General features: G+C 72.1%; 10 protein-coding genes and 1 pseudogene. 1 reads left to right on the top strand and 10 read right to left on the bottom strand.

Features of this window, described 5'->3' with window-relative positions:
* Positions 1 to 182: 182 nt before the first annotated feature.
* The 6 genes from AFM16_RS21555 to bldG all read right to left on the bottom strand — a co-directional run bounded on the left by AFM16_RS21555 (position 183) and on the right by bldG (position 6594).
* On the bottom strand, positions 183 to 380 hold the full coding sequence (locus AFM16_RS21555; RefSeq protein ID WP_030795888.1) for a hypothetical protein: 198 nt from the start codon (positions 378 to 380) through the stop codon (positions 183 to 185).
* A 232-nt stretch (positions 381 to 612) separates the two neighbouring features.
* Entirely contained in the window at positions 613 to 2163 is a 1551-nt protein-coding gene (locus AFM16_RS21550) for a DUF7059 domain-containing protein (RefSeq protein ID WP_078634324.1), read from the bottom strand.
* A gap of 45 nt (positions 2164 to 2208) precedes the next feature.
* Positions 2209 to 2808, bottom strand: a complete 600-nt coding sequence (locus AFM16_RS21545; protein ID WP_030795890.1) for a hypothetical protein — start codon at positions 2806 to 2808, stop codon at positions 2209 to 2211.
* 192 nt (positions 2809 to 3000) lie between these two features.
* Complete coding sequence (locus AFM16_RS21540) at positions 3001 to 5412, bottom strand: sodium-translocating pyrophosphatase (RefSeq protein ID WP_078634323.1); 2412 nt, start codon at positions 5410 to 5412, stop codon at positions 3001 to 3003.
* A gap of 287 nt (positions 5413 to 5699) precedes the next feature.
* A complete protein-coding gene (locus AFM16_RS21535) occupies positions 5700 to 6131 on the bottom strand; it encodes an ATP-binding protein (protein WP_078634322.1) in 432 nt (143 codons plus the stop codon).
* Positions 6132 to 6252: 121 nt separating this feature from the next.
* Positions 6253 to 6594 carry an anti-sigma factor antagonist BldG gene (gene bldG, locus AFM16_RS21530; RefSeq protein ID WP_009189842.1) on the bottom strand — a complete coding sequence of 114 codons (342 nt, stop codon included), beginning with the start codon at positions 6592 to 6594 and terminating at the stop codon, positions 6253 to 6255.
* A gap of 81 nt (positions 6595 to 6675) precedes the next feature.
* Between bldG and AFM16_RS21525 the strand changes: the two genes are divergently transcribed.
* Positions 6676 to 9372, top strand: a complete 2697-nt coding sequence (locus tag AFM16_RS21525) for a DEAD/DEAH box helicase (protein WP_078634321.1) — start codon at positions 6676 to 6678, stop codon at positions 9370 to 9372.
* Between the two features lie 602 nt (positions 9373 to 9974).
* Here AFM16_RS21525 and AFM16_RS21520 read toward each other — a convergent pair.
* The 4 genes and pseudogenes from AFM16_RS21520 to AFM16_RS21505 all read right to left on the bottom strand — a co-directional run.
* Positions 9975 to 10337, bottom strand: a pseudogene (locus AFM16_RS21520) (Rv3654c family TadE-like protein); the annotation flags it as partial.
* The gene (locus AFM16_RS21515; RefSeq protein WP_078634319.1) at positions 10334 to 10732 is read right to left on the bottom strand and encodes a TadE family type IV pilus minor pilin; all 399 of its coding nucleotides are present in this window, start codon (positions 10730 to 10732) and stop codon (positions 10334 to 10336) included. The pseudogene AFM16_RS21520 and the gene AFM16_RS21515, both read right to left, overlap by 4 nt.
* A gap of 58 nt (positions 10733 to 10790) precedes the next feature.
* The gene (locus AFM16_RS21510) at positions 10791 to 11000 is read right to left on the bottom strand and encodes a DUF4244 domain-containing protein (RefSeq protein WP_078634318.1); all 210 of its coding nucleotides are present in this window, start codon (positions 10998 to 11000) and stop codon (positions 10791 to 10793) included.
* A 98-nt stretch (positions 11001 to 11098) separates the two neighbouring features.
* Positions 11099 to 11896: a type II secretion system F family protein gene (locus AFM16_RS21505; RefSeq protein ID WP_078634317.1), complete on the bottom strand. Its 798-nt coding sequence runs from the start codon at positions 11894 to 11896 to the stop codon at positions 11099 to 11101.
* Positions 11897 to 11910: the final 14 nt, after the last annotated feature.

The following is an 11910-nucleotide window of genomic DNA, read 5'->3' as shown; positions in this document are numbered from 1 at the left end:
GAACGGTAACCCGACTACCGCCATTCCTGCCGCCCGGACTGCCGACCGGTCGATTTCCGTCGGACCGGAACGCGTCCTCTCCTTTACCGGCATGCCCGCGCTCACGCGGGTCGAACAGCGATCGGCGAGATCATGTGCGCGCCGGGTTCGAAGTGATGTGCGAACCGCGCGCGCCTTGCCCCTCAGGGGCGGGTGAGGCACCAGACGCCGAGGGCCAGCGCCACGACGGCGGTGAGTGTCGCGAGGGTCACGGACGCGACGGTGCTCACACCCTGGGCGACGGGCTGCCGCTGCCGCACGCGGACCGCGGTCCACAGCAGCAGCGCGCCTCCGAACAGGGCGAACACCATTCCCGCGAAGATCGCCGGCCCGCTCTCCATGATCGCCCGCCCCTTTGTTCCGCCGCCCGCGCATGCCCCAGCCAGGGGAGGCTGACACGCGCGTGCGGCGCCCCGGCGAACCCGAGGTGAACGGGAGGGCTACGGACGGGGGCGGGACCCGGCGGGGGGCCTTTTCCGGTCGACTTCGTCTTCGCTCTCACCGATGGCTCGATCGATTCCGATCACTCAGCCCACGGGTTTCCGATCACTCACCCCATGCGTTTCCGATCACTCACCCCACGGGTTCCAGGAACCCCTGTCCCACCAGCAGCCGGATCTGCGCCGGGGTGCGGTCGCGCAGCAGCACCGGGTCCTCGCCGACGAGCTGGGCGATGGCGTCCAGGATGCGGCCCGCGCTCAGCGTGCCGTCGCAGACGCCGGCGAAGCCCGCGCCGACCGTGTCCACCTTGGTGGCCCGGCGCATGCCGCGGTTCTGGCGCAGCACGACGTGCTCCGGGTCCTCGGCGCCGGGCAGCCCGACCTGCTCCTGCACGACCTCGCCGGCCAGCCGGAAGTGCGCGGCGAGCAGGGCGGCGTCGTCGTTCGCCCGCAGATAGTCGAGCCGTTCGAAGTGTGCCCGGACGGTGTCGCCGAGCGGCTGTTCGACCGGGTGCGGCCACTCCTCCACGGTGACGACGGGTTCGGCGGCGGCCGTCCTGCGCAGGGTGATCCAGCCGAAGCCGACGGCCTTCACCTTGCGCGCCTCGAACTCGTCCAGCCACGCGTCGTAGCGCGCCTGGTACGTGGCCTGGTCGCCGCGGTGGTCACCGGCGTCCCTCAGCCACAGCTCGGCGTACTGCGTGATGTCCTGCACCTCGCGCTGCACGATCCACGCGTCGCAGCCCCGCGGCACCCATGACCTGAGCCTCTCCTGCCAGTCTTCCCCTTCCACGTGCTGCCAGTTGGCGAGGAACTGCGCGAACCCGCCCTCGTTCAGCCGTTCCCCCGCTCCCTGAACGAGCGAGCGGCACAGATCGTCCCCGGCCATGCCGCCGTCGCGATAGGTGAGGCGGGCGCCGGGCGAGATCACGAACGGCGGGTTCGAGACGATCAGGTCGTACGTCTCGTCGTCCTTGACCGGTTCGAAGAGGGAGCCCTCGCGCAGATCCGCGGCGGGGGCGCCGGACAGGGCGAGGGTGAGCGCGGTGATGTGCAGCGCGCGCGGGTTGAGGTCGGTGGCCGTCACGCGCGTGGCGTGCCGGGCGGCGTGCAGCGCCTGGATGCCGGAGCCGGTGCCGAGGTCGAGGGCGGCGGCGACGGGCGTACGGACGGTGATGCCGGCGAGGGTCATGGAGGCGCCGCCCACGCCCAGGACGACGGCGGTGTCCGCCGGGCCGTCCCCGCCGCCGATGCCACCGGCGCCGCCGACGGCGCATCCGAGGTCGGAGACGATGAACCAGTCCTCGCCGTCCGGCCCGCCGTACGGCCGTACGTCCACGGTCGCGGCGACCTCGTCGGCGCCGACGGGGACCAGCCAGCCGCTCTCCACGCACGCGCGTACGGGCAGCACCTTCTCCACGCGCGCGTGCGGCACGGGCTGCTGGAGCAGGAAGAGACGGGCGAGCGTCTCCAGGGGGGTCTCCCCGCGCGTGGCCCGGAGCGCGGGCACGGTCTCGCTGCGGGCCAGTGCCGCGTAGGCGGGGGCGCCGAGCAGTTCGAGCAGCCCGTCGGCGGTGAAGGAGGCGGCGAGGAGCGCCTCGCGCAGGCGCGCGGCGACGTCGGGGCGGTCGGCGGAGGGCAGGGGCGGCGGGGGCGGCAGGGTGGCGTTACTCACGCCACCCATTGTGTCCCGCGCCCACCGCCGCGCGCCGTGCGTCCCGCGCCGGTCTCAGCTATTGGCGGACGACGCCGACGCGGCGGCCTTCTTGCAGCCCGGCTGCTTGGCCACGGCCTCCTTGACGTCGCCCTCCTCCAGGCTCTGGAGCGAGGCGACCGCGCTCTCGTACTGCTGCGACACCTTCTTCATCTGCTCGGAGACGTCGTCCAGGCCGGAGGCGAACTTCGCCTGGTCCTTCGTGTCGAGCGCGTCGACCTGCTTCTTCAGGTCGGCGTAGGAGTCGGACAGCAGTGTGAGCTTGTCGACGGCGTCCTTGTGCTTCTTCTCCGCGCCCTCCACGCCGGGAGGGGCGCCGGCCGAGCCGAGGGCGGTCGCACGCGCCTTGAACCCGTCGGAGAGGTTCTGGAACGCCTCGGAGTCGGTCTTCTGGAGCTCCTCCGGCTTGCCGTCCTTGGCGACGTTGGCCAGCGCGTCGTAGGCGGCCGTGATCTTCGCCTGCTGGGCGGGCACGGTCTTGCAGACCTGCTCGGCCCAGGCGTCCAGCTCCTTGTTGTCCTTCTCGTCGCTGCATCCGGTCAGCGCCAGTACCAGTACCGCACCGCCGGACAGTGCGGCAGCGAGCTTCTTGTTCACCGGTTTGGTCCCTTCCATGGCCCTCGGCCCCGGAACATACACGCCAACCGGACGACACCCCCAGAAGGGATGTCTGATCTGCGTACTTTCATGAGTATTTACGACAGGGGAGAGAAGGCTCACGGCCCGCACCCGGACACGACGACGGGCGGGCGGCGCGTCAACACGCGCCGCCCGCCCGCCTCTTGTCAGGGACTCCTCCGTCGGCCGCTACGAAACCACCGCCGGATCGGCCGACTTGGGCGAGGAGTCGGCGTCGTCCTCGTCGCCCATGGCGATGCCGCGCCGCTTGGAGACGTAGACAGCGCCCACGATCACCACCAGCGCGAGCACGGCGATCACGATCCGTACGCCGATGCTCTTGTCCTCGCCGTAGCTGAACTTGATCACGGCGGGCGCGATGAGCAGCGCCACCAGGTTCATGACCTTGAGCAGCGGGTTGATCGCCGGGCCCGCGGTGTCCTTGAAGGGGTCGCCGACCGTGTCGCCGATCACCGTCGCCGCGTGCGCCTCGCTGCCCTTGCCGCCGTGGTGGCCGTCCTCGACCAGTTTCTTGGCGTTGTCCCACGCGCCGCCGGAGTTGGCGAGGAACACCGCCATCAGGGTGCCCGCCCCGATCGCGCCCGCGAGATACGCGCCCAGCGGGCCGACGCCGAGCGTGAACCCGATGAAGATCGGCGCCATGACGGCGAGCAGACCGGGGGTCGCCAGCTCCCGCAGAGCGTCGCGCGTACAGATGTCGACGACCCTGCCGTACTCGGGTTTCTCGCTGTAGTCCATGATCCCGGGGTGCTCGCGGAACTGCCGCCGCACCTCGTACACCACCGAACCCGCCGACCGCGACACCGCGTTGATCGCCAGCCCCGAGAAGAGGAAGACGACCGCCGCCCCGGCGATCAGCCCGACGAGGTTGTTGGGCTGCGAGATGTCCATCATCAGGCTCATCGGCGCGCCGTCGCCGGAGAGTTTCTCCCCGACGTCCTGCGCGCCCGTGGTGATCGCGTCGCGGTACGACCCGAAGAGCGCCGCCGCCGCGAGGACGGCCGTGGCGATCGCGATGCCCTTGGTGATGGCCTTGGTGGTGTTGCCGACGGCGTCGAGGTCGGTGAGCACCTGCGCGCCCGTGCCCTCGACGTCACCGGACATCTCGGCGATGCCCTGCGCGTTGTCGGAGACCGGCCCGAAGGTGTCCATCGCGACGATCACACCGACCGTGGTGAGCAGGCCGGTGCCGGCCAGCGCCACCGCGAACAGCGCCAGCATGATCGACGTACCGCCGAGCAGGAACGCCCCGTACACACCCAGACCGATCAGCAGGGCGGTGTAGACGGCCGATTCCAGTCCGATGGAGACACCGGCCAGGACGACGGTGGCGGGGCCGGTCAGCGACGACTTGCCGATGTCGCGGACCGGGCGGCGGGTGGTCTCGGTGAAGTACCCGGTGAGCTGCTGGATGACGGCGGCCAGGAGGATGCCGATCGCCACCGCGACCAGCGCGAGGACGCGCGGGTCGCCGCCCTTGCCCGAGATCGCCGCGTCGGTGACCCCGTCGAGGTCCGCGTAGGAGCCCGGGAGGTAGACGAACACGGCCACGGCCACCAGGGCGAGCGAGATCACCGCCGAGACGAAGAAGCCCCGGTTGATCGCCGACATGCCGCTGCGGTCGGTGCGGCGGGGCGCGACCGCGAAGATGCCGATCATCGCGGTGAGCACCCCGATGGCGGGCACCAGCAGCGGGAAGGCCAGCCCGGCGTCCCCGAAGGCGACCTTGCCGAGGATCAGCGCGGCAACCAGCGTCACGGCGTACGACTCGAAGAGGTCGGCCGCCATGCCCGCGCAGTCGCCGACGTTGTCGCCCACGTTGTCGGCAATGGTCGCGGCATTGCGCGGATCGTCCTCCGGAATGCCCTGCTCGACCTTGCCGACCAGGTCGGCGCCGACGTCGGCGGCCTTGGTGAAGATGCCGCCGCCGACCCTCATGAACATCGCGATGAGCGCCGCGCCGAGACCGAAGCCCTCCAGCACCTTCGGCGCGTCCGCCGCGTACACCAGCACCACACAGGAGGCGCCCAGCAGGCCGAGCCCCACCGTGAACATGCCGACGACACCGCCCGTACGGAAAGCGATCTTCATCGCTTTGTGCGAGACGGCGGTGAGATCCTTTTCCGGTTCGCCTTCCGCCGGAGTGGCTTCACGGGCCGCCGCGGCGACCCGCACATTGCTGCGCACGGCGAGCCACATACCGATGTAGCCGGTGGCCGCCGAGAACGCCGCTCCGATCAAGAAGAACACCGATCGTCCGATGCGCTGATTCCAGTCGTCCGCGGGCAGCAGCATGAGCAGGAAGAACACGACGACGGCGAATACGCCGAGCGTGCGCAACTGCCGCGCCAGATAGGCGTTGGCGCCTTCCTGGATGGCTCCCGCGATCTCCTTCATGCGGTCGGTGCCCTCGCCGGCCGTGAGCACCTGGCGCAGCAGGACGCCCGCTACGGCGAGCGCGGCCAGGGCGACGACCACGAAGACCACCACGAGCAGACGGTTGCCGTCGGTCAGACGTACCTCGGCCGCGAGGGTGGTGGAGTGGTCCAGCAGTTGAGGGGTGAGAGAAAGCCCCGCCATTCGTCCTCCTTGACGCTTGGGCTGAGCTCAAGATGTGGACGGATTGTAGGTACCGGAACCTGATCAAAACAGTGGGCGGTAAACGGAATTCGCCTTTGTGTCGAGTAATGCCTTGAAAGCATTGATCGAATACGTCGGCCGAAACGCATTCGTGAATTGCTTCACGAATGCGCTGTTCCATGATTCATTTCCTGGGAACCACTGTAGGCACGGACACCCCGGGGCGCGCATGCCGAAGGGCCCCACCGGAGTGGGGCCCTTCGGGTGAGTCTGTCGTGCCGGTCGGCTCAGGCCGGTGTCACGGCCAGGGGTGTCCTCGGCCAGGTCATACGGATGAGCCCGCCGTGTTCCCCGGCGCTGACCTCCACGTCGTCCACGAGGCCGCTGATGACCGCGAGGCCCATCTCGTCCTCCTCGACGTCCGTGTCGTCCACGCCGGAGCCGGGCACCCGGTCACCGGGAGCCACACGGGGCGCTTCGTCGCCCACCTCGATGGAGAACTGCTTCTCCTCCTCGATGAGCGCCACCTTCACGGGGGCGGTGATGCCACCGCTCTGGTGCAGGCCGACGGCCCGTGTACACGCCTCGCCCACGGCGAGCCGCACCTCGTCGAGAACGGCCTCGTCCACCCCGGCCCTGCGCGCCACCGCCGCCGCCACCAGTCGGGCGGTCCTGACGTGCTCGGGCAGCGCGCTGAAGCGGAGTTCAACGGTGGCCATGCGTCCCCCTCGGAACTACGGGCGTGCTGTCGGGGGGCCGGGACGCCGAAGCCCGGGCCCCCTTGTTGTTCGACCTTCGTTCGACCGCCGGCCGGGCCCGAGGGCCCGGCACGGGGTGGTCTCAGTCGGTGGCAGCGACCGCTTCGTCGACCGAGGTGTGAATCGGGAACACCTTGGTCAGACCGGTGATGCGGAAGATCTTCAGAATGCGCTCCTGGTTGCACACCAGGCGGAGCGAGCCCTCATGGGCACGCACCCGCTTCAGGCCACCGACCAGCACGCCGAGCCCGGTGGAGTCGAGGAAGTCCACGCCCTCCATGTCGACGACGAGGTGGAAATTCCCGTCGTTCACCAGCTCAACGAGCTGCTCGCGCAGCTTGGGCGCGGTATATACGTCGATTTCGCCACCGACCTCGACGACCGTACGATCGCCGACGGTACGGGTCGACAGGGACAGGTCCACGGATCCTCCAGCACCTTGCTATCGAGCGGTCGCCCCTCGGGAAACCTGGGCAGGAGCCCCCGGGACGGTTCGCCAGCCGCGATGGCATTCAATCACTTACCGGCAGGCGTGCACGACGCCTTGGCCCCATTGTCCGTCACGCCAGTGACACACTCGGTGCCGATGGCCAAGAATCACCGATCCGATCGATCCTCGGCACAGCCCGCGTCCCGGCTGTCACCGGGCGCGCTCCTGGACCGGCTCGCCCCGGGCCCGAGCCGGACATCGCGCATCACTCATACGGAGCACTTGCCCCCGCGCGCGGGTCGCCATGCCGTCTGGCCGGACCGGATTCGGTCCGAGGTCGTCGCGGCGGTGCAGGCCTGCGGCATCGAGCACCCCTGGGCCCACCAGGCACTGGCCGCCGAGCACGCCCTGGACGGCGACAGCGTCGTCGTCGCCACCGGCACCGCGTCCGGCAAGTCCCTGGCGTACCTCGTGCCGGTGCTCTCCACCCTCCTGGACGGCTCCGAGGCCCCGAACGGCCGTGGCGCCACCGCCCTCTACCTCGCCCCCACCAAGGCCCTCGCGGCCGACCAGCGCCGCGCGGTGAAGGAACTCTCCCGGCCGCTCGGCCACGCGGTGCGACCGGCCGTCTACGACGGCGACACGCCGGTCGAGGACCGCGAGTGGATCCGCCAGTACGCCAACTACGTCCTGACCAACCCGGACATGCTGCACCGCGGCATCCTGCCGTCCCACCCCCGCTGGTCCTCCTTCCTGAAATCGCTGAAGTACGTCGTCATCGACGAGTGCCACACCTATCGCGGCGTGTTCGGCTCCCACGTCGCCCAGGTGCTGCGCCGGCTGCGGCGCCTGTGCGCCCGCTACGGCTCCTCTCCGGTCTTCCTGCTGGCCTCCGCGACCGCCGCCGACCCCGCGGCCGCAGCGGGCCGTCTGACCGGCCTCCCGGTGGTCGAGGTCGCCGACGACGCCTCGCCCCGCGGTGAACTGGTGTTCGCCCTGTGGGAGCCCCCGCTCACCGAGCTCCAGGGTGAGAAGGGTGCGCCCGTCCGGCGTACCGCCACCGCCGAGACCGCCGACCTGCTCACCGACCTCGCCGTGCAGGGCGTGCGCACGGTCGCCTTCGTACGCTCCCGGCGCGGCGCCGAGCTGATCTCGGTGATCGCCCAGGAGCGGCTCGCCAAGGTCGACCGCTCGCTGGCCCGGCGTGTCGCGGCCTATCGCGGCGGCTACCTCCCCGAGGAACGGCGCGCCCTCGAACAGGCCCTCCACTCCGGCGAGCTGCTCGGCCTTGCCGCCACCACCGCCCTGGAACTCGGCATCGACGTCTCCGGCCTCGACGCCGTCCTGATCGCCGGCTACCCGGGCACCCGCGCGTCCCTGTGGCAGCAGGCCGGCCGGGCGGGCCGCGCCGGACAGGGCGCCCTGGCGATCCTGGTGGCCCGCGACGACCCGCTGGACACCTTCCTCGTCCACCATCCCGAGGCACTGTTCGACCGCCCGGTGGAATCGACGGTCCTCGACCCCGACAACCCCTACGTCCTCGCCCCGCACCTGTGCGCGGCCGCCGCGGAACTCCCGCTCACCGACGAGGACCTGGCCCTCTTCGGCCCCGAGACCGAGGCCCTGCTGCCGCAACTGGAGGCCGCGAAGCTGCTGCGCCGCCGCACGAAAGCCTGGCACTGGACCCGCCGCGAGCGCGCCGCCGACCTCACCGACATCCGCGGCGAGGGCGGCCGGCCCGTACAGATCGTCGAGGAGGGGACGGGCCGACTGCTCGGCACGGTCGACGCCGGCTCCGCCCACACCGCCGTCCACGAGGGCGCCGTCCACCTCCACCAGGGCCGCACGTATCTCGTCCGCTCCCTGGACCTGGAGGACTCCGTCGCCCTGGTCGAGGAGGCAAGCCCGCCCTACTCGACGGTCGCCCGCGACACCACCGCCATCTCCGTCCTGGAGACGGACGTCGAGATCCCCTGGGGCGACGGCCGGCTCTGCTACGGCTCCGTCGAGGTCACCAACCAGGTCGTCTCCTTCCTGCGCCGGCGGCTCATCACCGGCGAAGTGCTCGGCGAGTCGAAACTCGACCTCCCTCCTCGTACGCTGCGCACCCGCGCGGTGTGGTGGACGGTCACCGAGGACCAGCTCGACGCAGCCCGCATCAACCCCGAGATCCTCGGCGGCGCCCTGCACGCCGCCGAACACGCCTCCATCGGCCTACTCCCGCTCTTCGCGACCTGCGACCGCTGGGACATCGGCGGCGTGTCGGTCCCCCTGCACCCCGACACCCTCCTCCCGACGGTCTTCGTCTACGACGGCCATCCGGGCGGCGCGGGCTTCGCGGAGCGCGCCTTCCACACCGCCCGCGCCTGGCTGACCGCCACCCGCCAGGCCATCGCCTCCTGCGAATGCGACGCCGGCTGCCCGTCCTGCATCCAGTCCCCCAAGTGCGGCAACGGCAACGAGCCACTCCACAAGCGGGGGGCGGTCCGGCTTCTTACGGAGCTGCTGCGGGGGGCGCCGGAGCGGGAAGGCGGTGATGACGGGCACGGGCAGGAGGCCGGAGTAGTGAACGGGGCTGGTCCGGGATCCGCTGCTGCGGACTCGGCGGGCCTGGGCTCCATGGGGGCGGAGGGTGCCGGGCCGGACGGCAGAACGGTGGGCGTGATCGGCCCAGAGGGCATAGCGACGGACGTGGCCGACCCGGAGGCCACAACTGGTGACGGGGCAGGTCAGGGAACGGCGACTGCCGACGGGGCGAGCACGGGGCCGTAGCGGTTGGCGGGGCGAGGCACAGGGCCGGTAGCGGTCGGCAGGGCGAGAACAGAGCCGGTAGCGGTCGGCAGGGCGAACACGGAGCCGGTAGCGGTCGGCAGGGCGAACACGGAGCCGGTAGCGGTCGGCAGGGCGAGGCACAGGGCCGGTAGCGGTCGGCCGGGCGAGGCACAGGGCCGGTAGCGGTCGGCAGGGCGAGGCACAGGGCCGGTGGGGGTCGGCGGGGCGAGCACAGAGCCGGTAGCGGTCGGAGGGGCCGCTCGGGGCAGCGGCGGCGGACAAGGCGGCCCGGAACCGCAGGAGTGGACGGGGTGGCCGGGGACCGCGACGGCGGGCGGGGCGGGGCGAGAGCCAGGAAGCCCGACTTCTCCGCCGGGGGCGTCTGAAGTCCCGGTCGTAGGCACCGGAGTCCCCGGTGGTGGATCGCGGGGTGCCCGTCACTCCTCCGGCGGAAGGCCGGCCCCAGGTGCCTCCGACTGGGCGCGGCGCGGCCCAGACAGCTCCCGCGAGGGCGACGGCGAGGGCGGAGGCTGAGACGGCGACGAGTGCGGGGGCTGAGACGGCGGCAGGTGCGGAGGCTGCCGAGGGGACCCCGTCGACAGGGGTGGCGGTGGCGGTGCCGGCTCCGGAGGGCCCGCCCGAGACCTGACCTCGGCGCGGAAGGGACCCTGCCCCGACGCCGCCGTCACGTCCGAGATCTCCCCCACGATCGCGCACCGCACCAGCCGCACCCCCTGTGCCCGGGCCACCCGACCCGCCCGGGCGCAGGCGTCCCGCTCGCCGTCCGCCCAGTGGTCCGCCGCCGCGAGCGCCGCGAGATCCGCGCCGCCCGCCGCCCGGTGCCGGATCACCACGGCCTGCCCGTACGCCAGCAGAGCCCCGAACACCACACACAGCACGGCGATCACCGCGAGGCCCAGAACGGTGGCGGAGCCCTCGTCCCCACGACCACGGGCCGCCCTCACGGCCCCGCCCCGGGCTCGTCCACCATCGCGTCCTCGGTCACCGTCACTCCCTCATCGCCCGCCGACGCCCCGTCCGCGGTCCCCGCGTCCTCCGCCACCGCCACGGCCTCCTCCCGTACCTCGAACGGCAGCCCGCGCAGTACCGCGGGCTGTGCCACGACCACCACCCGGACCTGGTCCCCCTCCCGGCTCACCGTCACGCTCGCCCCGCGCGGCGCCGCCTCGCGGACCAGTGCGACGACCGCTTCGGGAGGGTCCTGCCGGGCCGCCGCCCGGGCGCCGGTCCTGGCGGCGTCCACGCACTGGAGCTGGGCAGCGACGACGAGCAGCCCCCACACCAGCGCCAGCGTGAACGCCACCAGCACCGGCAGCACCACCGCCGACTCCGCCGTCACGAATCCCCCGTCGGAGCCCCGCCACCGACGCCGCCCGTACGCTCGCTCGCGTTCCCGCTCACATCTGCCCACTGAGCGCCTTCTTCACGATGTCCTCCAACAGCGCCCTGACGCTGTCACTCGTCAGCACCTGGTAGAGGAGCACGGCGAAGCCGACCACCGCCACGATCCCGGTCGCGTACTCGGAGGTCACCATTCCGCCGTCCCCGCGTCCACGTCGTTTCCCGCACACCAGGGCGCGCAGCCGCGCCCGTACCGCCTTGTACATCTCAACCCCCGTGAGGTCTCGGTCTGTTCGTCACCACTGGTCCTGCGCGCTCACTCCGCGCGCCGTCTCACCACAATCCGCTCACCTCCGCATCCGGCTCACCTCCCTCCACCCAGCGCCCCGCCCGCGAGCCCGATCACCACGGGTGCGACGCCGACCGCGATGAAGGCGGGCAGGAAGCAGAGCCCCACCGGCGCGGTGACCATGACGGCCGCCCGCCGGGCCCGGATCGTCGCGGCGCGCGTCCAGTCGGCCCGGGCGTCCGACGCGACCCGGGCGACCGGTCCGGCCGCGGGCACCCCCGAGACCCCGGCCCGCTCCAGCAGCCGGGCCAGCGCCGCGGCACCGGGCGTGGCGGCCAACCTCCGCCAGGCGGTGGCCGGTTCACCGCCGAGCCGCACCTCGGCGGCACCCCGTTCCAACGCCTCCCCGACGGGACCGCCGAGCGCCTCGCCCACGGCCTGGGCCGCGATCACGGGACCGGCGCCCGCCGCGATGCACGCGGCCAGCAGGTCGGCGGCCAAGGGGAGTTGACGGGCCGCCAACCGCGCGTCGGCCGCACTCACGGGCTCCGCAGGCCGCCGTCGCCCACGACGCCACCGCCGCAACGCCAGCGCGCCGATCGCCCCGACCGCGAGGCCGCCGATGCCACCGACCACCGCGCACCCGGCGCCGGCCACCGCGATCTCCGGCAGCCACTGCCGCACAGCCGCCCGACGCACCCGCCGCCCGGCCTCCGCGTCCTTTGCCGCCGCCGGCAGCCAGGGCAGCAGTCCGGCCAGTCGTCGCCGAGCCCTGCGTCGCCGCCGGACGGTCTCCAGCCACCGCACACACCACACCAGGAGCAGTACGACCCCCAAGGTCACCCCCAGCCTGTGGAAAACTTCCGCGCCCACACCGCCTCCACCCA

Source organism: Streptomyces antibioticus (assembly GCF_002019855.1).
GTDB classification, from domain to species: domain Bacteria; phylum Actinomycetota; class Actinomycetes; order Streptomycetales; family Streptomycetaceae; genus Streptomyces; species Streptomyces antibioticus_B.
The sequence above is the reverse complement of the archived record's forward strand: the minus strand, read 5'-3'. Positions and strand labels throughout refer to the sequence as shown.